Source organism: Halomonas sp. ALS9 (assembly GCF_001651035.1).
In the GTDB taxonomy this organism is placed as follows: Bacteria; Pseudomonadota; Gammaproteobacteria; order Pseudomonadales; family Halomonadaceae; genus Vreelandella.
In genome coordinates this window covers 1-20,101 of sequence record NZ_LXRG01000210.1, presented here as the reverse complement: position 1 = coordinate 20,101, position 20,101 = coordinate 1, and the positions used below count along the sequence as shown (strand labels likewise).

Genomic DNA, 20,101 nt, shown 5'->3' with positions numbered 1-20,101 from the left:
CCCACTTCGCGAGGTGGGCTTGTCCGAATCAACTACGTTAAGCCAAGTACTTTAGCCAAGCACTTTGCGAAGATGGGCACGATAAGCCGCTTTGTCGCGATCGACATCCGGCATCTTCATCACATCGTTGGCGATAAAGGTCGGCAATGCCTCTAGGCCGATAAACTCCTGCGATTTGTGGAATGGGAAATAAACCCCATCCACACCACGCCCTTCAAAGAAATTGTCCGGCTCGTCGAAGGCTTCCAAAGGGGCATTCCAGGTCAGCGACAGCATGTAGCGGCGCCCTTGCAGCAAGCCGCCACTGCCATACTGTTTAGTGGGGTCTTGCCGCGAGCGGCCATCGCTGGCGTAGAGTGAACCGTGGCCTTCTGTGAACACCTCATCGATGTAGCGCTTAACGATCCAGGGCGTTCCCATCCACCAACCCGGCATCTGATACACAATGGTGTCCGCCCATAGGTAGTTCTGCACTTCGGTCTCAAGATTGTAGCCTTGATCAACCACCGTCTCGCGCACCTCATAGCCCATTTCCTGCAACGTACTCACTGCCACGCCGTGCAGGGTATTGTTGAGCTCACCGCCAGAGTGGGCAAACGCCTTGCCACCGTTAATCAGTAGAATCTTCATCTAACGCTTTCTCCCAAAGAGGTTCATCATCAAAGCTAGCCGAATAGATTTGACGTTAATGGCGCGTATTGTGGGAGTAACAGCGCGGAAAAAGAAGCGACGTACCAGCAAGACTCTTTTGATTTTAAATCAACAATGTTAAACACTCACCAAGGCAAACGGCAGCGCTATGAAAAGCAATTTATGAAAAGCACCCTTGAAGAACAACAAGCATTTGTGACGGTCGTGGATAGCGGCTCTATCACCGGCGCTGCTGAGCGACTTGGCATGACCGTTTCCGGGGTTAGCCGTACGCTTAACCGTCTGGAGCAAAAACTTGGCGCCACGCTATTACGTCGCACAACGCGCCGCTTGGAACTGACCGAAGAGGGAGAAACGTTTCTACACCACTGCCGCCATATTCTGGCTGCTGTTGAAGAAGCCGAAGAGGCAATGCTGGATCGCCACAATCAGTCCCAAGGCAGGCTGCGAGTTAACGCCGCTCCCAGTTTTATGCAGTTCGTGATTGTGCCGGTGATTGGCGAGTTCCGCGCTCGCTACCCTGGTATTACGCTGGAGCTGGATACCCATGATCGCTTTGTCGACCTGCTCGAACAGCGGGTTGATCTGGCCATTCGCATCGGCAATCTGGAAGACTCATCCCTGCACGCGCGCTTACTCGGCCATAGCCCGCTGCGCCTTCTTGCCAGCCCCGCCTACCTTGAACGCCACGGCTCACCTCAAAGCATCAATGACCTTCAACAGCACAGTCTGCTGGGTTTCAGTCAGCTCGACCATCTCAACCGCTGGCCGCTGTACAACGCCGATGGTAAACCTTTTCACATCACCCCGGCATTGGCTGCTTCTAGCGGCAGCACGCTGATAGAACTCGCCATTGCGGGAGAAGGGATTGTTTGCTTGGCCGACTTCATGACCATTGCACCCCGCCAGAATGGCGCTCTCGTGGACGTATTGCCCGACCACATTGAACCGCAAACCCAAGCCGTCAACGCCGTGTACTACCGCCAAACGACACTTTCCCAGCGCACACGGCTGTTTATGGAGTTTTTGGCCGAACGGCTGCCAGGGAAGTATTTGCAGGGGTGAAGGGCAATCTGACCTAAGCCATTGCGCGCCAAAAGCGCACTAGCGCCACGGTAACCAATCTCTCTGCTTTGGATTTCAATACAAAGCCAATTTTCACTTTGTTTGCCTTTTATTGACACGCCAAGATCCTTCCGGCATATCAATGTCACGCTGCGCCTCATCAAGTGCCTGACGCAACCCCTCGCGATCGTACGGTATACAATAAGCAGGTTTGGCGCGCTCAAAACGCCAGCTTTCCACAAGCGGCCCCGCATCAACAATATCGAAGCCAAACTGGCGCACTAGGCTTGCAACGATCTCCTTGGCCACGTCATCATCCCCCGCTATAGGTAAGGCTCGCCGGGTTCCCGAAGGTAGTGTTTGCCCGCCTTGCTCCAGATCGGTGGCCAGGATCGCATTGAATGCCTTCACGAGATGGGAACCTGTCAAATGCCGCGCCAACAGTCCACTCGTTGTCGCCATACGCTTATCCAGTTCTGGGATCGATCCATCCCGATCCGGGTAGTAGTTATTGGCGTCCAACACGATCTTATCGCGTAGTAACTCAACCGGAAGAGTGGCGTATTGATGAAAGGGAATGGCGATCAGGATAATGTCACCGAAACCGATGGCCTCTTGCACAGTACCAATTTGTGCGCCAATTTTCGGCGGGATGCTGCTGAGTGTCTGCGGCCCCCGCGAGTTACTGACCATGACCTCATGGCCTGCCGCAATCGCCAGCCGTGCGAACGCTCGTCCGATAAAACCCGCACCAATAACGCCGATCTGCATGTCTTTCTCCCGACAGCTTTAAGATAAACTGCACTTTATTCCTCTACCTATACGTGATAAATATCACTTTAGTTACTTAATTATCTAACAAGAGTTGATAATGCTGGATCGACTAACGAGCATGGCTATTTTTATACGGGTTGCCGATCTTGGCTCCTTCACGGCCGCCGCCGCAGCATTCGGCCTATCGACGCAGATGGTTTCCAAGCACATCATGGCACTGGAGCAGCAGCTTGGGTCGCGGCTATTGCACCGCACCACACGCAAACAGAGCCTGACCGAGATCGGGCACCTCTATCATGAGCGTTGCCAAACGATCCTCGCAGAAGTCGAGGCGGCCGATGCAGTGACGAAACAAGCCCATGCCGAACCACGGGGCCGTCTCAGAATCAACGCGCCCGTCACGTTTGGCAGTCAAAGGCTGGTTCCTTTCGTTACCCGCTACCTTCGTGAGTATCCAGAGGTGGAGGTCGATCTCACCTTGTCGGATCGCTTGGTCGACCCTATCGAGGAAGGCTACGAAGCTGTCATTCGCCTTGGGCCAATCGACGACAGCACCACACTGGTGGCACGTCCGCTTGCTCCATATCGGCTTATCGCCTGTGCCTCGCCTACCTATTTAGCTGAACACGGTGAGCCTAAGACACCTGCGGATCTGGTGGAGCATGAGTGCCTGGGCTTCGCCTATGGGTTCGGCACTTTGGGCAGAAAGTGGCGCTTCAGTCGAGACAGCTGCACATATGATGTGCCCGTGAATGGGCGGCTACAAATCAATGACTGGAAGGGGCTGCTTCGCGCAGCACTGGAGGGGTTCGGCATTACATTGGGCTACGAAGCCGCACTCGCTGAGGAGTTATCCGCCGGGCGGCTGGTGCGCATCTTGCCAGACTATAAGGGGCCTTCAAGACCCATGCACTTGCTCTACGCCGCCGATCAGCGCATGACACCGAAGCTGCGTCATTTTATAGACGATATTGTGACTACATTCGTTTAATTGTGAACACATTCGCTTAGTCGGTTATCGAGGGCGCATCTGCTTCAATCTGTGCCACCTTTGCAGAGAGTAGATACCCGACGTCCCCCCCATCTCGTACTCTTAACAAATACTGCTTACTCCACCACCCACTCATTAAAGACCCGCTGTTCGGTATCGATGCCTTTATGGGCATAGTAGACCAGCCGCAGGTGGCGCTCTTCATCAACGGTGAGCGTCGTGTGTTCAAACGCCACAACGCCGAGCGCTTCAAGATAAAGATGACGCACTCCCTGACAGGGCGCGTTGACCTCCTGATTTTTCCACCATGCCTTAAACTCTGGTGCCACTTTGGTTAACTCTTCAACCAGCTCATCGATAGCGGGATCTTCGGTTGCACGGGCAAAGTCGCGCTGGAAACTGGATAGCATCTGGCAAACCTGCTCTTCCCAGGGCGATAGCAGTTTGCGCATGGCAGGGTCGGTAAATAACAACCACAGCATATTGCGGCGCTCAGGTGCATGGGCAGAGAAGCTGAACAGCTTATCGGCAGCCGCGTTCCAGGCCAGCACGTCCCAGCGTAGGTTCAGGATATAGGCGGGCCGTGTGGGCAGGTCGTCCATCAATGTTTGCACCAGCGGCGGCACGCTGCACCAGGTTTTACCTAGCTCAGAGGGTAGCCGCTGATGGGCAAGCAAGAACAGATGGCGGCGTTCAGCTGCATCCAGCTTGAGCGTCTTGGATAAATTGTCCAGAAACGTCGCCGATACGCTTATATCCCGCCCCTGTTCTAGCCAGGTATACCAGGTCAGCCCCACGCCCGCTAACGCGGCAACCTCTTCGCGCCTTAATCCTGGCGTGCGCCTTCGGCGGCCACGAGGCAGCCCCACCTCTTCCGGCGCGATTTTCTCACGATGCTTGCGTAGAAATGCAGCCAAGTCTTCCCGCGTTCGAGTTAGCGTCCGGGCAGCAGTCATTTTATTACCTTTAATAACTTATCACTTTTAGTAATAGCATAAATAGTTAAATTGTACCCCTTTAAAAGCCTCTCCAGAATAGCCTCTCGCTGGCAGAACTAGCGGTGATTTTTCGATCCTTATCTAACATGGAGAGCGTAATGGCTGATCAGTCTCGTTTATCGGTTTATTTAATAGCCCTGGGGGCATTTGCACTGGGGATGGCCTCTTATGTGACCGCTGGGCTTATTCCACTTATTGGCGACGCTTTTAGTGTCTCTTCAGCCAAGGCCGCCCAGTTAGTCACGGCGTTTACGTTGGCCTATGGCTTAGGCTCCCCCGTCGTCGTAGCACTCCTGCCCGGCCATCATCAACGCTTGGGCTTACTGGTGGCGTTAGCCGTTTTTATCGTGGCTAACATCGCCAGCGCGCTGGCCACCAGCTTTATCACCCTCGCTATATGGCGCGCCATCGCAGGCATTGGCGCGGGGGTTTATCTTGCCATGGGCATCGCCGCCGCAGCCGCCATCACGCCCGAAGCACAGCGTGGTAAAGCGATTGCGATCATTATGGGCGGCATGGCGAGTGGCACGGTACTGGGTGTGCCGATCAGCCTATTGCTGGCCGAGCGTTTAGGTTGGGCGTCAGCCATGTGGCTTATCGCAGTACTCGGCTTCATTGCCTATGCGGGGCTACAGCTTAAACTGCCTGCGCTTCCACCCGCACCCATGCTGTCACTTGTCCGCAAACTGGCGATTTTGAAAAGCCCTCATGCCATGGGCATTCTGGCAGTTTCCCTATTGGCGGCCATTGCCAGCTTAGGCATGTATACCTTTATTGCCCCGTTTATGGCGGCCGCCGAGTCAGGCGCTGTTGAGTCGATCACCGGTTATTTGTGGGTGTGGGGAATTGGCGGTGTCGTAGGCAGCTTTCTGATTGGCCCATTGGTCGACAAATTTAACGGCCCAGTAATTACCTTGGCGATTATGCTGCTGCTCTGTATAGCGCTGATCGCCCTTCCCCTTTCAGCATCTATTCATCCACTGCTGACGCTACTGCCGATTGCGCTTTGGGGAGCCGTTGGCTGGGCGCTGCAAGTGCCACAAAACAACGAACTCGTGCGTACGCGCCAAGCCCATGGCGACGGCAACTTGGCGGTCGCGCTCAATGAATCGGCGCTCTATTTAGGCAGTGCAATAGGCGCGGCGAGTGGCGGCATTTTGCTTGCCTTTCACCTGCCCGTTTCGACATTAGCGGTAGGTGCAGGGGCGATCGCCGCATTAGGGGCATTCGTACAATTGGCGCTTGTGGTAAAAGCCCAGCATTAAGGCCACAGATGATTAGCGGAGAGCACTCAGATACATAGCAGGCCTAATGCCACGCCAATTTAGTCAATCGTAACCATTCAACCGGCGAAGGGACGTCACTACCCGCTAGGCTCTTCTGGCGTCCATCCACTTACTTGCCGTACGCACGGTGATAACAATCGCGCTCAAAGGAACGATGATCAAAACAGCCCCCAGCGCCAGCATCGCCTTGAAACCAAACAAATTGAACAGCACTAATCCGACGATACATCCGATCAGAAATGAAAAAATCGTCGTCAAATGCGTATACAGTTGCTTTCGGCAAGAGCGACGGTCGGTCGCCTCACCGCGTGCCACCAATGATGATAAGAACGAGCCTAACGCGATACCAGCATCCGTTAGAGTGCCGGTCACGTGAGTCGATCTCACCCGACCGTTCGACAGTTGCGTTGAAGTCGCGTTGTGTACTCCCATCAAGAAGCCCAGTGCTATCAGCACTTCCTCGTTGAAGCGTGTCGAATAAAACAGCAGTTCAAACACCGACACCGCCGTCAATGCCACGCCTTCCGCCATGAGGATCAGGCAAAAGATAGTTCTGAGTTTCTGCCCCACGACCACAGCAACGCGTGCGAGCGTACTGCCGAACACGAATGCCAAAAGCAGAGCTGCCAGAAACAGCAAGCCATAGGTATCGGAACTGGCCACTTCGGTTGATATCTGTGAGGCATTGCCGCTCATATGGGAAGGCAGAAACCCAAAGGCACCCAACGCCATGGCATTGAGAATACCGGCAGCTGTTGCTAGCACCAGTGCCAGACAACGATCCTCAGTATGAGATCGAGCTTTCTTCTTTTTGATCAGCAAGCGCCTTCTCCAACCACCTAAGAGTTGGCAAGTATGACACTCATACTAAAGCATAGTTCTAATTTCGCTAATGGAGTGAGTGCTGACATATCAACGCCTGAATTCGAGCGTTAAATGCCAAACATCAGCGTTCGATGCGCAGCAAGCCCCGCCATGGTGCGACGCACAGCGGCAGCGTTGGTGACTAGCATGGCGCCAATCTGTTCAGAGGTAATCGGCTGGGATTCTCGCGCAATATGCAGCAGCACATGCAGCATACGGGAGAGGCGGCTATCGGTTCTCACAGGTAATGATCAACTATTCAAAGAAACAACAAAGGAGTAACGAGTGAGAAAGCACCTTAACATATTCATCTGTTAAGGCTGCTCGCCATCGGTTGGGTTGCGCTTCTTCTGAAACGCATCGCTAAACGCTGCCGCTAAAATACCGGTAGGCATGGCGATAATACCAATACCTGCTACCGCGGTTAGGCCCGCAAAAAACTTGCCCAGCGCGGTGATAGGCGTCACATCGCCATAGCCCACCGTGGTAAGCGTCGCGATACTCCACCACAGCGCACGGGGTACGCTACCGAAAGTTTCCGGCTGGGCGGAGGCTTCAACGACATACAGGCAGCAGGATGAAAACAGCAACAACAACGCAGCCACACCTGCACTTAACCATAGTTCATAAGAGCGCGAGTGGAGCGCATCCGCCAACTCCGTCCATGCTTGGCTGAACCTTCCCAGGCGGGCTAGCCGTAACATACGCAGCAAGCGCAACAGCCTTACCAAAAAGGCGTTGTCATGAACCATAAAACCTAAGAAATACGGCAAAATAGCAATTAAATCGATCAGCGCCCAAAACGAAAAAATATAGCGAAGACGGCCACTCCAACCACGATACCGAGGATCTTCCCCTATCGAATAAAGCCGCAGAAGATATTCAATAATGAACACCACCACGAAGATCGTTTCGAGCGTGGGAAAGAGCCATGGCGCGATTGCGCGAAGCGTAGGTTCAGTTTCTAAAATAGCCGTCAAAGAGGCCAACAAAATAAGCACACCAATCACTTGATTGAGTATTGAAAGCCCATTCTGCTGACGTGCTTCCGGCGCCAACTGCCGATAGAGCGCGGCTTTATTCATCGTTATATTCACACCTACCCATCCACATCATTTTTTTCAATTCCATTGCTCGCAAACAACTGAAGCAGCCCTTTTCGCGAAATAAAACGTCAACGTTGGTGTTGATGCCCCCGCCGATCAACGATAGGCGCATGCTGCGCCATCAACTCCACGACCCAATCGATAAACACGCGCAGTTTGGCGCTGACGTGCCGATTCGGTGGAAACGCGACGTACATCGGCATTGGATCGAGGTGCCAATCCTCAAACAAGCGCACCAGTTCGCCGCGCGATAAATGCTCCCTGGCCATGTAGTCTGGAAGGCATAATACACCGAGACCCACCAGGCCCGCTTCAAGCCCAGCGTTTCCATCGTCGACCGAGATCACATAGCGCCCCTGCACGCTGACACGCTCCTCGTTGCGGTGTAGGGCGAAGGGAAAGGCCAAGCCCGAGCGCGCCCACCTGAAACCAACGATGTAGTGAGGCGGGAGTGATAACTCTTGCGGGTGCGAAGGTACACCCGCCTTTTCCAAATAGCTCGGTGCGGCGTAAACACCAAGACTCAGGTCTCCTATGCGGCGTGCCACCAACGACAAATCGGTAAGTTCCCCGCCGCGCACCACACAGTCCACGCTTTCACCAATCAAATCCACCAGGCGATCGCTCACGCCCATATCGATTTGAATATCGGGATATTGAGCATGGAACGCAGGCAAGGCGGGAATCAGGATCATGCGTGCAAAAGGGCTGGGTACGTCCACTCTTAGTCGACCGCGGGGTAATACCGAGGCATTGGACAAGCTGGTTTCGGCATCATCCATATCGGCCAGCAGCTTGATGACGCGCTCGTAGTAAGCGACACCGTCCGCCGTGACGTTAACCTTGCGGGTGGTTCGGTTGAGCAGCGTGACACGCAGTCGTGCCTCCAGCTGCTGCACGAGTTGCGTCACGCTGGTCTTGCTCATGTGAAGTGTCTCAGCGGCCTTGGTAAAGCTGCCCGTCTCCACGACCCGTGCAAAGGCCTGCATTGCGTTAAAACGATCCATGGCTGTGCCAAGCACCTCGTGATTGTTTGAAATATACAAACAATGTTGAACAGAATTCGCCGTTTATCCACCATGAACGCAGGCTTAAAGTGGCTTCATCATAACTAACAGGTCAATTTTGACTTACTGATGGAGATACATATGGCAAAACGTGATGTCGTTTTCCCGAAAGGCCGCCAAGCGCTTTATGAGCAGAACGCTTATTCTGCTGCCGTTCGCTCCGGCGATCTACTGTTCGTGTCGGGCCAGGTCGGCAGCCGAGAAGACGGCTCTCCCGAGCCGGACTTCGACGCCCAGGTTCAGCTCGCTTTCGACAACTTGCAGAGTGTTATGGAAGCCGCTGGCGCAAGCTTCGCGGATATCGTCGACGTGACGACCTTCCACACCAACCCCGAAGCCCAGTTCGCCGCGGTCATGGCAGCCAAGGCACGCGCGTTCCCGGAAAAACCCTACCCTAACTGGACTGCTGTCGGCGTGACGTGGCTGGCAGGGTTCGATTTTGAAATCAAGGTGATAGCCAGACTGCCCGAGTAATCAGGAATACAGTTCAAGCCCCTATTCGTTGCGACGACGGGGCGTTTCTGCCCGCTGCCTTCGGAGAAGGTATGACCTTTTCAGTTTGCCATTTGACGAAGAGCGTGACTTCGTATTTGCTATCGCTAAGCTGGCATTTTTAACGCTGCCCGAACGGATCGCCCTCAACCATTCAGAGCTTATGATCAACGCCTTTGCCGTCTCCAACTACCGCAGTCTGAAAAACGTTGTCTCTCCCCTGTCGGGTCTCAATGTCGTGACCGGGCCCAACGGGTGTGGTAAATCCAACCTGTACAAGTCGTTGCGGTTACTGGCAGACACCGCCAAAGGCAATCTGATCGCATCGATCGCCCAGGAAGGCGGGCTTGATTACACCTTTTGGGCGGGCGCGGAAAAACTCACCAACAGCATGAGAGACGGGTCTGCCCCCATTGAGGGCACCGCCAAAAAAAGCAATACCCGCCTCAGGCTGGGGTTTGTCGGTGAAGACTTTGGCTACGCTATTTCGTTGGGAATGCCTGCGCCCCAGGGGTTTGCGGGCTACGGGGATCCCTCCATGTTCCAGTTCGACCCCGAGATAAAGCGTGAATGCATTTGGGCAGGCGACGTTTGCCGACCCAGCAGTTGCCTTATTGACCGCGTTGGCTCTGTGGTCAAAGTGCGCGTCGGTCGCAAATGGGAAGTTTACAACGCCCACCTGAATAGCTACGAAAGCATCCTGAACGAAATCAGCGACCCGGTCGCCGTGCCTGAAGTCCATGCGGTTCGACAGACAATCCGCCACTGGCGCTTCTACGATCAGTTCCGAACCGACCCGCAATCCATTATTCGCACACCGCAAATCGGCACCCGCACGCCGGTGCTGGATCACGATGGCCACGACCTAGTGGCCGCCTTACGCACCATTCACGAAATCGGTGATCGTGAGGCACTGTATGCAGCAATTGAAGACGCCTTTCCGGGCGCGAGCATCAAGTTTGCAGCCGACGCCGGTAACCGTTTTGTGCTGCAATTTCTGCAGGAAGGGTTGTTGCGCCCGTTAAACCAGTCGGAATTATCCGACGGCACACTTCGCTATCTGCTGTTAGTGGCGGCGTTGCTCACCCCTAGGCCGCCTTCACTGCTGGTATTAAATGAGCCCGAAACCAGCCTACACCCGGATTTGCTACCCGCCTTGGGGCGCCTAATAATACGTGCATCACAGGAGACCCAAGTGTGGGTGGTTTCCCACGCGCCACGCTTGGTGGCGACGCTGGAACAAGATCAGGCCTGCAACTCTATTGCGCTGGATAAAGCGTTTGGTGAGACCGTTATTCTCGGCCAGGGCTGGTTGGACGAACCGCCCTGGCAGTGGATGGATTAAACAGCAAAGCGATCAGTCGCGCGTATCAACTGATCGAGAATGCCGGGTTCGCTCCAGGCATGCCCTGCGCCTTCGATTATATGGAGCTCCGAATCTGGCCAAGCATTATGCAGCGCCAGCGCATAACGAACAGGGCATGGCATATCGTAGCGGCCGTGAACGATAACGCCGGGGATGCCTTTTAGCCGATCGGCGTTAGCAAGCAGTTGCCCTTCTTCCAGCCAGGCTTTGTGGGTAAAGAAGTGGTTCTCTAACCGAGCAAAAGCTAACGCAAAATATCCCTCTCTATAGGGAGCCGAAAAGGCAGGATCTGGTAGAAGGGTGATGGTTTCCCCTTCCCAAATCGTCCACGCCTTTGCCGCCTCAAGCTGAGCAACAGGGTCATCCCCCATTAACCGGCGACGGTAGGCGGCCACCATATCGTGTCGCTCTAATTCAGGGATAGGCGCCTGAAACGCCGCCCATTTATCGGGGAACATTTCAGACACACCAAACTGATAGTACCAGTCGATCTCCGCTTGGGTGACCGTATAGACGCCTCGCAAAATCAGCTCACTGACACGATCTGGATGCGTCTGGGCGTAGGCAAGGCCCAGGGTAGAACCCCAGGAGCCGCCAAAAACCATCCACTGGGTTACGTCAACATGTTCACGCAGCCTCTCGATGTCTTCGACTAAATGCCATGTCGTGTTGGCTTCGATACTGGCATGAGGCTCTGAACGACCACAGCCGCGCTGATCAAAGAGAAGAACGTCGTAGCGCTCAGGATCAAAAAGGCGTCGATGATCAGGTGAAATTCCACCGCCGGGGCCACCATGCAAAAACACTGCAGGCTTTCCGCCTGGCTTGCCCACACGCTCAAAATAGACCGTATGACCATCCCCCACATTAATCATGCCTGTTTCGTAGGGTTCGATCGGTGGGTATAGGGTTTTCAAGTTCGTCATTCAAGCCTCCCGCTTCAGTTGCACCTTTCCAGATACCGTTTGACACTTTTATCTTCGTCAACGACTTTACTACAGGCGGCTCTCGAATGACGTCGAAGAGCGAACAGTAATGCTAGTATCTAGAGAAGGAAGTGAATCAGAAAGCGGTATAGTCCGCTCTGGATCAATCAAACATTAAATGAAAAGGATCTCATCATGATTGAATCAATAGAAGAACTCGACGCCATCAGAAAGTCGTGTCACTCAATGGTCACTAAGAGTTCGAGTCTTTCTGCGGGCACCGCAATCATCCCGATCCCCGGGTTGGATATTGGCTCAGACGTGGCCATATTGATGCGTTTAATTCCCAAAATTAATGAACAATTTGGCTTGTCACCAGAACAAATCAACGGTCTGGATACCCCATCAAAGCTCTTTGTGATGACCGCCATTTCAAATACCGGAAGCAAATTGGCCGGGAAATACATCACCAAAAAACTCATCGTAATGTTGCTACGCAATATGGGCGTCAAGGTAGCGTCCAAAGGTGTTGCTAAGTTCGTTCCCTTTGTCGGTAGCGCTGTAGCAGGTGGTATTAGCTTTACAGCCATGAAGTACATGGGTAACAGCCATGTTGAAGATTGCTACCAGATTGCCTTGGCAACACTGGAAAAAAACCGGCTGGAAACCGAAGTAGTCATTGAACCAGACCCAAAACTCACTAAGAATGGCACCCTCAACGTAGCCAGCGATTATACAAACGACGTTTAGTAATCAATGGTTAAAACTTTTGTTGAATTGCCGATAAATTATCGGCATTCTTATTTTGCATTTTTCACGTACCGAACCTCAACTCAGCTCGCCCTACTTTAATCACCAAAAGCTTTTTTAAATATCAAATCCTCTACAATCTTTTATTCAGCTAATACATTAGAACCACTCCTACTCAGAGATTTTAAAATCCTCCTGCAATTACCAACTGAAATTATAAAGATAAATTTACAACCCTGCCGACAAGGATAGCTAATTAAACTATCAGCTATCCGAGCAATAATCATTTTATCGCACATAGACTTAATTTAGCAGGGTTATAAACCCTAATAGTGTGGATCTTTAACTCCCAGTCAGTGACTTTAAAAATACTAACTAGAAGCCTATTTAGGCTTGCGTGCCAACTACTGCGCCAGCAGTATCTGACGCCGGAGGCCCATAGCTAATACGTAATCGACTGCTGGAGTCTACCCATAGATAATGATTATTTAGAACCAGAGTATTATCAAACGTACCTTTACCGACCGTAACATGACCACCGTATGGATTGATCTGTAAGATGCGATGTGAAATGCCTGCTTCTACAGCTTGAATGCGTGCCATATTGGCAGCGTCGTCATACTCAAAAGAAAGACGTTTTGAGTTGGAACTCTCTGGGCTAATAGCAAATTGGCCAGCGTTTCCAGTATCACCCAAGTCACCAGCCATTTTCTTGCCAGCTACGTGAAAACCAGAAGCTTCTGCTTCAGTAGTGCCAGCACCCATATTACCATTGTAGGAAATAAGCGAACCAACCTTAGAGTTGGTGCCATCATTAAGAACGTTAGCGATCAAGCCCTCATAACGACCACCAATAAGTGTCGGTGTCGCGTTAGTTACACCCGAAGGAATGTAAAAACCTACTTTGTGATTCTGGAAAGCCATACAACCAAGAAATGTAACAAATGCCTTGTTTCTCGGGCCACCAATTAAATAGCCAACTCCGAAAGCTTCAGGATCTTGACTATTAGCTTTTGCAACGCAGGATGTGAAAGTGGCAAAGTCATTATCAATACGGTAACCGTGACGCCTGCAGCCATAAGACATCAAGTTAGTGCCGGAAGTGTAAGAAGCAATTGCATCGAACCAAAAACCATCATTCTCACAGAAGAAAGCCTGGCAATTGACGATATGACTATCTGATCCTCCAATGTAAAAACCAGTACCTGACTCAGTTGTACCGGCCCAGTCATAATCACGCTTAGTAGCATACGCGATACAATTACTGAATACTGCTTGGGCGCCAGCACCTAAGTCTAGAATAAAACCAATATAAGAGCCTTCATCTAAGCAGTCAGAAACGATGCAGTTATTGCCGGAACCAATATCGACCGCCGCGCCAAGGCGACCACGAGGCGTTGGAACACCATCAATTAGCTCTTTCAAGCCAGTTGCACAGCCGCAGTTAGAACCGCGACAACCGGTAACACGTACCATACGCGGCGCGCTAGCGATAATAGTATCATTTTCAATACGGCAAACTGCGATACCATTATCCGCACCGTTAAGAACCGTAACGTTACGAGCTTCGCACTCATCAGCCTCCAAAAAGATAGCAGAAGCCCAAATTAGGTGTCCACCACGGTCGTTAATGGGGCCATGATTCTGACCATTGTGGTTAACTGCACGTACACATAAGATAGCTTTATCGGCACCCTTGGCTAAGTATACAGCTGGTCGAGAGGGTTGGTTATTGGCAATTTTAAAATTAATAATGCCATTGCCACCGAAACGCTGGTTAGGTGTTGTCATGCTCAGGGTGTCAGAAATAAGATACGTTTTTCCGGAAGAAAGGTATACATCTTCGCCACTATCTAACGCAAGTTGCAAGCTAGCAGTATCGTCAGTAACATTATCGCCCACTGCACCGAAGTTTTCTACGTACATAGCTTCAGCTAGTTGTTCATCAAGTGGGCGGGGGGATTTACCTCCTTTAACTAGCACATTCCACCGGGCATCTAACGCTTCAAGAACTGTTTGAGTACCAGTAGACGTAGTAACTTCTGTAGAACTAATACTATCCGCTAAGTTGCTAACACCTCTAGTCGTGACGCCATCCAATGTTTCAGCTGCATTATCGCGAAACTTGCTATTATTCATCTACTTTCCTTCATGTATTATGTTAATGATGATTTTTTCTACTAAAAAACACAGCAGAATTATAAAACGCCTCAAAAAATTGGCTAAAACATCAATTTATGGTGCATTTAAAATTACACAGAATTAAAGTCATAGCCAATCATGTAAGCTGCTTTATCCCATAGGTCATATGACCTATATTCTTTTAGTTAGTCTCAGCAGCTAACAAAAGCCACTTCAAGACGACCTTACTTATATTTTTTACTTTTCATTTATTGCTGATTTTTTTTCAGAAAGTTCATTCAAATACTGCATGGCTTCATTGAAGTAAGGTACTTCGTGACCCTTCAAATCACAGCGCATAAGAAACTCACTTGCTGCGCGTATTTTCTCTATCTCGTTCATATTAAGCTCCAATTAGACCATGACCTGTCAGGTCTTCAATCAGGGCCTTAACTCGCTCAGCCAATTGAGAGGTTGTGACATTCGATGTATTAAATTGCGCTCGATTAGTGGTACCGCTTACACCCCCCCAGCCGCCTTTGCGTTGGCCCAGTACTTTAGTACCTGCTATTTGTAATCCCGTGTCACTTACCGGATTGGCAATATTAAGGGCTCCGCCGGTAATGCTGAGGGTAGTATTGCCCCCCACCAAGCTAACTCTACGGGCTCCGTTGGAGTACCAAGAAAGACGCTGTGTGACGCCAAGACGCCCGACTTCATTGTCAGCGAAAACCGCTTCGTCTGTTTTGAAGGCATATTTGAATACACCGCCGTGCGAGGTATTAGCTCGGGCGAAGCGAAGGCCACCGATGCTTCCAGAGGAACTAATTGGCGCATCTATACGGATGGCCTCTCCATCATTTCCAGTACTGCGTACGATGGAACCTGCTTCAAATCGAAGCCCGGTATGAAAGCCGTTGTTATCACCACCTTTAGTATTTCGGCCTACAGTCAGGGCGCTACCGAATCGGTTAGTGTCAGCTGATCGATCAGCCATGCATACCCGGACAAGCTGGTGGTTAGAGCCATATCCAGGATCATAGGTTACGTTGGCATTAAGCTCAGCTGCATGGCTAGCTTCACTACTCTGCACTTGACCGGAAAAATAACCCCAAAGAGCATATCCGCGGCCACCTGAGGTTACCCGAGAACAGCGAGCATGAATCCCAATGGAGTCTCCAGATCCACCAGTGACTCGGGCATTTCCAGTGATTGCTGCACCGTATGCGTTACCAGTAACCTTAGTTAACTGTGAGTAAAGCCCACCTTGTTCCCATTCCGATGAATTCTGGTTGCGGTTAGCAGACGAGTACTTCTGAAGAAATAAAATGGGGTTAGGGTCAGTGGTTGGCTGATTACGTAGCCCTCCCTGTATCAGTTGATACAGCGGGCTGTTGTAATTGCCGTAAATGTTGTCGGGCAGGTCTGTAATGGCGCCGGAAAGAGGCTGGGTTTCGTTAATACGGACTACGCTCATAAAATTCTCCTATTGCTTCGGCTTAGTATTACTTAGGTATAGATAGATTCAGTGTTCACGCATTCCCCGATTTAAAATAAATGCGGGAACTTATGTGGTTTTTATTCAATTGATTACCCGCATGGGCTAGGTTTAGGGTGCTATCACCTCCTTATCTTGTCTCGATTTTATTTGTCATCGTAAGATGCTGTTTTGATAGAAACTGCATGGTGAAGATAGGTTAAATAGGAATTGCGTTTTCAAGATCGTTATATTGCTGCGTGTCAGGCGCGACTTACTGCTGTTGATTCGGCAGCCCCTGCAGTGGAATCTGGTTTAGCGTTAACTGCTAACCGGGCTTGTTTGCCAAGAGTCTGCCCCCTCGCGGTCGGCAATCCGCTCTATTCTCTTCCGAGTGTGCAGACATATGCCCCACTGCGTAGTCAGCGCGGCCTTTCAGCACTCCCAGCATTTCGACAGCCCTGGGCGGCATATTCCTAGCGACCTCTTGTGGGATGCAGTCCCCTACGGGTAGCTAGGCTTATCGAATTGTTAAAGAGCATCCACGTTTCCCGGTGGTGCGGGTCATGCTGCTTGCAATGAACCTAACTATACAAGATAAAATTGTAATATCAAGCAAAAAAACAAGCTGCGCCAGACGCAATTACAAGAAATAAATGTAAACAGTTGAATTACAGGCGAAAAAAAACCGCCTCAAAAAGACGGTTTTCTTACAAAAAAGACTTGTTACGAAAAGGTTTCCCACCAGAATACACGCCCAATTATCTTCGGTGCTTCTGGATCACCCATCGAATACACTTCCTCCGGAAACTCTTCATGATTTTCGCTGACTACGCGCATGCGGTTGAGTGGTAATCGGTAGAGCTTTTTGACCCGAAGCATGCCGTCATGGTCTAGCGCGTATATTTTCCCATCAATTATGTGACGGCAGCCTTTATCGATACCGATAGGCGAGCCATCTATAATTATAGGTTCCATAGAATTACCAGTAACCGTGGCACAACCAGCGTTACAAGGCTGGACATTGGCCCTGGCCAAACGTTGAAGGCTAAATCGCATTGTGCGGCCGTGATTTTCTATTACTTGGGTTCTTCCGCTTCCTGCTGCCATTTCAACCTCACGAAAAAAAGGCACCTCAATCTCATCGGGCGGTATTTCACCCTCTTCTTCGTATAGCACCGTCTTGTGAAGCACCACCTCATCTTGCACACCCTCTACCATGGGGCCTTGCTCCAGGATAAGCCACTGCGGCCTCACATTTAACTGCTGCGCCAATGAGTCTATGCGCTTGTGGCGAGGCATCGTTCCACCTGATTCCCACTGTTGAACCGACTGCGCAGAAACACCAAGCATCTCGCCCAGCTGGGTCTGGGTAAGACCACGTCTTTCACGGGCTATTTTAAGTCGTTCTGAAAATTCCATTGGTTTGCCCAAAGCGCTTTTTGACTGAATGATGTAAATTTTCAGCAGTGTACAAGGCAAGCTTGTTACAATGAAACAAGAAATAATTGTAATTGAAGGATTGTAGGTTTATCCTGATTACAGGAAATACTTGTACACTAAGCTATGACGCCGAAAAGGCACTCGAACAGGCAATCACGATCTTGACCGGGGATTGCGGTGTTTCTTAGCAGTAGCGCGAATCAGGAAATGTTCTTCTTGCCTGCGTTTAGGTGGACTTTTCTACATGCACTGGCGCCGCAACCGCGCCCGATCATCGCCCTAGAATTTTCTTGGAACGCTCAGTTACCCGGGCGCTAACCCAAAGTGAATGTGATGTTTGAGCACGTAATTGCTATAGCAAAGCCGCTGAATGATCAGCTCTACGAGATGCAGTGTAGAAAGACAATGCGAACGGCTAAATGCCAACGGGCTTAGGTTAGCTTTTTTGGAGCGTTTAAGAGGCCCTGCCAAGTCGTATCGAAATAAACCATAAACTAAAAACCCGGCATGAATCGCTTGAGAGCGTGTCGGGCCTTGAAGTAATTCAGTGAGGTAAATATGAATAATGCAGTAGCAATAATCCAGTTCTCAGATTATCGGGATGCCGGACAAGCATCCACGCAAGATAGGTATAGAAATATTCAGATGAAGCAAAACCTAGCATTGCTTATTAATGCGATAAGCTCGTCCTATTATGAAACACCTCATAATTTCACATCGTGAGGCGTTGGAGACCTACATGCCCCGAATTACCTCCCAAGCCACTGACGGCAAGAATGTATGCGCATTTCTCGACGTGCTGGCGTTTGCTGAGATAGGCAAGCCCATGCTTCAAGACCCCCGCACTGATAACGGCTACCGAGTGATTGTCGGCTCTATCCCAAGCAAGTTGATCCTAATGGATCACTACGCCGACCACCCTCGCCAAAGAATGAAAGTGCGTAAAGGGCTGTATTCTACAGCTGCAGGCCGATACCAGCAGTTGAGCCGCTTTTGGCATCACTACCGCATCAAGCTTAGCTTGCCCGACTTCGGGCCAATAAGCCAAGACCGTTGTGCAATTCAGCAAATCCGTGAACAGCAGGCCTTGCACCTAATTCAGGCGGGCGAGATCGCCGAGGCCATTCACCGATGCAGGAATATTTGGGCATCGCTGCCAGGGGCTGGGTACGGCCAGCATGAGTATTCGCTTGAGCGCCTGCTGCTGGAGTTCAAATGCGCTCACGGTGAGCTGTGCACTAACGACCAAACTTGGTACGAGCGCATCAAGCTTCGGAGGGCGGCGTAATGGTTCAGCAACGCAATGTGAAACCTTCAATATTTGAGCGGCATATGCAGACAGGAATCCAGGTACTGTTAGTAACGCTGATCATTTGGGCTGGCTCTGAACTGGTGAAGCTCGGCCAGCAGTCGGTTGTATTAGAAGAGCGCCTGACTATACAGGACTTGATGCTTCAGGAAATGCGCCAAGAGCTGAAAAGCAGGGGCGATACGTACTACCGCACAGTTGATTCGCGCCGTGAGCTTGATAATATCGAGGGGCGCATCAATAACTTAAATAGCCGAGTGTCAGCGCTGGAGAGCTTGCGATGAATATAGCGACTAAAGCGTTATCTGTTATCACCGGCCCGCTGTTTAACGTGATCGACAAGACATTGACCGACAAAGATGAAGCGGCGCGGCTTAAGCACGAGATACAAATTCAATTGATCGATGCGGAAAACAGCGCTCTCAAAAGCCAGATGCAAGTCGTGCTAGTTGAGGCTGAAGGCGAAAGTTGGCTACAGCGCAACTGGCGTCCCATCTTAATGCTTACTATCGTAGCGATCGTCGCCAATAACTATCTTATCGCGCCTTACCTATCAGCCATGTTTGGCGTGGGCCTGACACTGCCATTGCCCGAAGCACTCTGGAACCTGATGACGCTTGGCGTCGGCGGCTATATCGCGGGACAGACTGCCGAGCGCGGCATATCAACATGGCAAAACGGGCAAGTGGCTCAAGAGCAGGCAAAAGCCCAGCACAATATTTACCAGCAGCTTCCAAAGCAGTAACCTGTTCCACTGATTAGCAACGCGGCTAAGCTGTGATGTATTGCCTGGGCAACCCCCAGTTATTCTGTTCATCCTGGATCACCAGCCTTGAATTGTCTCTCTGGCTAATTATAAATGCCATGCGTAGGCGACTGCGCAAACTTAAGTTTTATTAACCTTAACAATGACCTCGCTCTCTAGACGATCGATCTAACGCCTCCTCAGCTAATCTCGCGCCCCATCACCAGCGATATTAGGCAGAGAGCCTACACACCGGTAAGGGCGTCACCGGTGAACTCCTTGCCTATGGTCTACTCCAACAGCTTTCTTGATAGATAAATAAGGAGAATTTAATGCCCGCTTATGTCGTACTGACCCGCGAACACACCCACGACGCTCAAGAGATGGAGCGCTATGGCAAGAAAGCCAAAGCCGCTCGTGAAGGTCACGACCCGCAACCGCTCGCGTTCTACGGTGATTTTGAAGTACTAGAAGGCAGCGCCATGGAAGGGGCAGTGATCCTGCGCTTCCCCGATATGGCCGCTGCCCGTGCCTGGTATGACAGCCCCGCCTACCAGGAAGCCCGCAAGCACCGCTTTCAGGGCGCCGACTACCGGGTGTTTATCGTTGATGGCCTAACAGAAGCCTAAAAAGCAAAACCCCCGCCAGTAATGAACTGACCCCATAAACT

Annotated in this window: 22 protein-coding genes; 10 read left to right on the top strand and 12 right to left on the bottom strand. The window is 51.2% G+C overall.

Annotation, left to right across the window (positions count from 1 at the left end; all coding sequences use genetic code 11):
* Positions 1-51: 51 nt before the first annotated feature.
* Positions 52-630 carry an NAD(P)H-dependent oxidoreductase gene (locus tag A6R74_RS19395; protein ID WP_064236113.1) on the bottom strand — a complete coding sequence of 193 codons (579 nt, stop codon included), beginning with the start codon at positions 628-630 and terminating at the stop codon, positions 52-54.
* Positions 631-813: 183 nt separating this feature from the next.
* On the opposite strand from A6R74_RS19395, the gene A6R74_RS19390 reads away from it, so the two are divergent.
* The gene (locus A6R74_RS19390; RefSeq protein ID WP_064236230.1) at positions 814-1,716 is read left to right on the top strand and encodes a LysR substrate-binding domain-containing protein; all 903 of its coding nucleotides are present in this window, start codon (positions 814-816) and stop codon (positions 1,714-1,716) included.
* 93 nt (positions 1,717-1,809) lie between these two features.
* Here A6R74_RS19390 and A6R74_RS19385 read toward each other — a convergent pair whose 3' ends face one another.
* The gene (locus tag A6R74_RS19385) at positions 1,810-2,487 is read right to left on the bottom strand and encodes an NADPH-dependent F420 reductase (RefSeq protein ID WP_064236112.1); all 678 of its coding nucleotides are present in this window, start codon (positions 2,485-2,487) and stop codon (positions 1,810-1,812) included.
* Positions 2,488-2,587: 100 nt separating this feature from the next.
* On the opposite strand from A6R74_RS19385, the gene A6R74_RS19380 reads away from it, so the two are divergent.
* The gene (locus A6R74_RS19380) at positions 2,588-3,481 is read left to right on the top strand and encodes a LysR family transcriptional regulator (protein ID WP_082906750.1); all 894 of its coding nucleotides are present in this window, start codon (positions 2,588-2,590) and stop codon (positions 3,479-3,481) included.
* Positions 3,482-3,597: 116 nt separating this feature from the next.
* Here the strand turns inward: A6R74_RS19380 and A6R74_RS19375 are convergent, their stop codons facing one another.
* Positions 3,598-4,437, bottom strand: coding sequence for a helix-turn-helix transcriptional regulator (locus A6R74_RS19375; protein ID WP_064236111.1), 840 nt, complete (start codon positions 4,435-4,437; stop codon positions 3,598-3,600).
* Positions 4,438-4,577: 140 nt separating this feature from the next.
* On the opposite strand from A6R74_RS19375, the gene A6R74_RS19370 reads away from it, so the two are divergent.
* The gene (locus A6R74_RS19370) at positions 4,578-5,744 is read left to right on the top strand and encodes an MFS transporter (RefSeq protein WP_064236110.1); all 1,167 of its coding nucleotides are present in this window, start codon (positions 4,578-4,580) and stop codon (positions 5,742-5,744) included.
* A gap of 105 nt (positions 5,745-5,849) precedes the next feature.
* Here A6R74_RS19370 and A6R74_RS19365 read toward each other — a convergent pair whose 3' ends face one another.
* The 4 genes from A6R74_RS19365 to A6R74_RS19350 all read right to left on the bottom strand — a co-directional run bounded on the left by A6R74_RS19365 (position 5,850) and on the right by A6R74_RS19350 (position 8,742).
* Positions 5,850-6,587 carry a YoaK family protein gene (locus tag A6R74_RS19365; protein ID WP_064236109.1) on the bottom strand — a complete coding sequence of 246 codons (738 nt, stop codon included), beginning with the start codon at positions 6,585-6,587 and terminating at the stop codon, positions 5,850-5,852.
* Between the two features lie 110 nt (positions 6,588-6,697).
* Positions 6,698-6,871, bottom strand: coding sequence for a hypothetical protein (locus A6R74_RS19360; RefSeq protein ID WP_240488273.1), 174 nt, complete (start codon positions 6,869-6,871; stop codon positions 6,698-6,700).
* 72 nt (positions 6,872-6,943) lie between these two features.
* A complete protein-coding gene (locus A6R74_RS19355) occupies positions 6,944-7,714 on the bottom strand; it encodes a potassium channel family protein (protein WP_064236108.1) in 771 nt (256 codons plus the stop codon).
* 89 nt (positions 7,715-7,803) lie between these two features.
* Positions 7,804-8,742 carry a LysR family transcriptional regulator gene (locus tag A6R74_RS19350; protein WP_064236107.1) on the bottom strand — a complete coding sequence of 313 codons (939 nt, stop codon included), beginning with the start codon at positions 8,740-8,742 and terminating at the stop codon, positions 7,804-7,806.
* Positions 8,743-8,883: 141 nt separating this feature from the next.
* Between A6R74_RS19350 and A6R74_RS19345 the strand changes: the two genes are divergently transcribed.
* Together A6R74_RS19345 and A6R74_RS19340 are read left to right on the top strand one after the other, a co-directional pair.
* The gene (locus A6R74_RS19345; protein ID WP_064236106.1) at positions 8,884-9,276 is read left to right on the top strand and encodes a RidA family protein; all 393 of its coding nucleotides are present in this window, start codon (positions 8,884-8,886) and stop codon (positions 9,274-9,276) included.
* Between the two features lie 181 nt (positions 9,277-9,457).
* Positions 9,458-10,639 carry an AAA family ATPase gene (locus A6R74_RS19340; protein ID WP_064236228.1) on the top strand — a complete coding sequence of 394 codons (1,182 nt, stop codon included), beginning with the start codon at positions 9,458-9,460 and terminating at the stop codon, positions 10,637-10,639.
* Here A6R74_RS19340 and pip read toward each other — a convergent pair.
* Positions 10,636-11,586, bottom strand: a complete 951-nt coding sequence (gene pip / locus A6R74_RS19335) for a prolyl aminopeptidase (RefSeq protein WP_064236105.1) — start codon at positions 11,584-11,586, stop codon at positions 10,636-10,638. The genes A6R74_RS19340 and pip overlap by 4 nt on opposite strands.
* A 195-nt stretch (positions 11,587-11,781) precedes the next feature.
* Between pip and A6R74_RS19330 the strand changes: the two genes are divergently transcribed.
* On the top strand, positions 11,782-12,336 hold the full coding sequence (locus tag A6R74_RS19330) for a hypothetical protein (protein ID WP_082906749.1): 555 nt from the start codon (positions 11,782-11,784) through the stop codon (positions 12,334-12,336).
* Between the two features lie 387 nt (positions 12,337-12,723).
* Here A6R74_RS19330 and A6R74_RS19325 read toward each other — a convergent pair whose 3' ends face one another.
* The 4 genes from A6R74_RS19325 to A6R74_RS19315 all read right to left on the bottom strand — a co-directional run bounded on the left by A6R74_RS19325 (position 12,724) and on the right by A6R74_RS19315 (position 17,356).
* Positions 12,724-14,475, bottom strand: a complete 1,752-nt coding sequence (locus A6R74_RS19325) for a glycosyl hydrolase family 28-related protein (RefSeq protein ID WP_064236103.1) — start codon at positions 14,473-14,475, stop codon at positions 12,724-12,726.
* A 240-nt stretch (positions 14,476-14,715) separates the two neighbouring features.
* Positions 14,716-14,859 carry a hypothetical protein gene (locus A6R74_RS22845; protein WP_165603405.1) on the bottom strand — a complete coding sequence of 48 codons (144 nt, stop codon included), beginning with the start codon at positions 14,857-14,859 and terminating at the stop codon, positions 14,716-14,718.
* A 1-nt stretch (position 14,860) separates the two neighbouring features.
* On the bottom strand, positions 14,861-15,934 hold the full coding sequence (locus tag A6R74_RS19320) for a hypothetical protein (protein WP_064236102.1): 1,074 nt from the start codon (positions 15,932-15,934) through the stop codon (positions 14,861-14,863).
* A 726-nt stretch (positions 15,935-16,660) separates the two neighbouring features.
* Positions 16,661-17,356 carry an XRE family transcriptional regulator gene (locus A6R74_RS19315; protein WP_064236101.1) on the bottom strand — a complete coding sequence of 232 codons (696 nt, stop codon included), beginning with the start codon at positions 17,354-17,356 and terminating at the stop codon, positions 16,661-16,663.
* Between the two features lie 760 nt (positions 17,357-18,116).
* Here A6R74_RS19315 and A6R74_RS19310 point away from each other — a divergent pair.
* From A6R74_RS19310 to A6R74_RS19295, 4 genes are all read left to right on the top strand, one after another.
* Entirely contained in the window at positions 18,117-18,665 is a 549-nt protein-coding gene (locus A6R74_RS19310) for a glycoside hydrolase family 24 protein (RefSeq protein WP_064236100.1), read from the top strand.
* A gap of 44 nt (positions 18,666-18,709) precedes the next feature.
* On the top strand, positions 18,710-18,970 hold the full coding sequence (locus A6R74_RS19305; protein WP_125410306.1) for a hypothetical protein: 261 nt from the start codon (positions 18,710-18,712) through the stop codon (positions 18,968-18,970).
* On the top strand, positions 18,967-19,431 hold the full coding sequence (locus A6R74_RS19300) for a 3TM-type holin (protein ID WP_064236098.1): 465 nt from the start codon (positions 18,967-18,969) through the stop codon (positions 19,429-19,431). The genes A6R74_RS19305 and A6R74_RS19300 overlap by 4 nt, the downstream gene beginning before the upstream one ends.
* 332 nt (positions 19,432-19,763) lie before the next feature.
* Complete coding sequence (locus A6R74_RS19295) at positions 19,764-20,060, top strand: DUF1330 domain-containing protein (RefSeq protein WP_064236097.1); 297 nt, start codon at positions 19,764-19,766, stop codon at positions 20,058-20,060.
* Positions 20,061-20,101: the final 41 nt, after the last annotated feature.

Coding starts and splice junctions, on each gene's coding strand:
- A6R74_RS19375 (WP_064236111.1), bottom strand. CDS start 4,437: ATGACTGCTGCCCGGACGCTAACTCGAACGCGGGAAGACTTGGCTGCA.
- A6R74_RS19340 (WP_064236228.1), top strand. CDS start 9,458: ATGATCAACGCCTTTGCCGTCTCCAACTACCGCAGTCTGAAAAACGTT.
- A6R74_RS19380 (WP_082906750.1), top strand. CDS start 2,588: ATGCTGGATCGACTAACGAGCATGGCTATTTTTATACGGGTTGCCGAT.
- A6R74_RS19305 (WP_125410306.1), top strand. CDS start 18,710: ATGCAGACAGGAATCCAGGTACTGTTAGTAACGCTGATCATTTGGGCT.
- A6R74_RS19345 (WP_064236106.1), top strand. CDS start 8,884: ATGGCAAAACGTGATGTCGTTTTCCCGAAAGGCCGCCAAGCGCTTTAT.
- A6R74_RS19300 (WP_064236098.1), top strand. CDS start 18,967: ATGAATATAGCGACTAAAGCGTTATCTGTTATCACCGGCCCGCTGTTT.
- A6R74_RS19295 (WP_064236097.1), top strand. CDS start 19,764: ATGCCCGCTTATGTCGTACTGACCCGCGAACACACCCACGACGCTCAA.
- A6R74_RS19310 (WP_064236100.1), top strand. CDS start 18,117: ATGCCCCGAATTACCTCCCAAGCCACTGACGGCAAGAATGTATGCGCA.
- A6R74_RS19320 (WP_064236102.1), bottom strand. CDS start 15,934: ATGAGCGTAGTCCGTATTAACGAAACCCAGCCTCTTTCCGGCGCCATT.
- A6R74_RS19315 (WP_064236101.1), bottom strand. CDS start 17,356: ATGGAATTTTCAGAACGACTTAAAATAGCCCGTGAAAGACGTGGTCTT.
- A6R74_RS19390 (WP_064236230.1), top strand. CDS start 814: ATGAAAAGCACCCTTGAAGAACAACAAGCATTTGTGACGGTCGTGGAT.
- A6R74_RS19385 (WP_064236112.1), bottom strand. CDS start 2,487: ATGCAGATCGGCGTTATTGGTGCGGGTTTTATCGGACGAGCGTTCGCA.
- A6R74_RS19330 (WP_082906749.1), top strand. CDS start 11,782: ATGATTGAATCAATAGAAGAACTCGACGCCATCAGAAAGTCGTGTCAC.
- A6R74_RS19355 (WP_064236108.1), bottom strand. CDS start 7,714: ATGAATAAAGCCGCGCTCTATCGGCAGTTGGCGCCGGAAGCACGTCAG.
- pip (WP_064236105.1), bottom strand. CDS start 11,586: ATGACGAACTTGAAAACCCTATACCCACCGATCGAACCCTACGAAACA.
- A6R74_RS19370 (WP_064236110.1), top strand. CDS start 4,578: ATGGCTGATCAGTCTCGTTTATCGGTTTATTTAATAGCCCTGGGGGCA.
- A6R74_RS19325 (WP_064236103.1), bottom strand. CDS start 14,475: ATGAATAATAGCAAGTTTCGCGATAATGCAGCTGAAACATTGGATGGC.
- A6R74_RS22845 (WP_165603405.1), bottom strand. CDS start 14,859: ATGAACGAGATAGAGAAAATACGCGCAGCAAGTGAGTTTCTTATGCGC.
- A6R74_RS19350 (WP_064236107.1), bottom strand. CDS start 8,742: ATGGATCGTTTTAACGCAATGCAGGCCTTTGCACGGGTCGTGGAGACG.
- A6R74_RS19395 (WP_064236113.1), bottom strand. CDS start 630: ATGAAGATTCTACTGATTAACGGTGGCAAGGCGTTTGCCCACTCTGGC.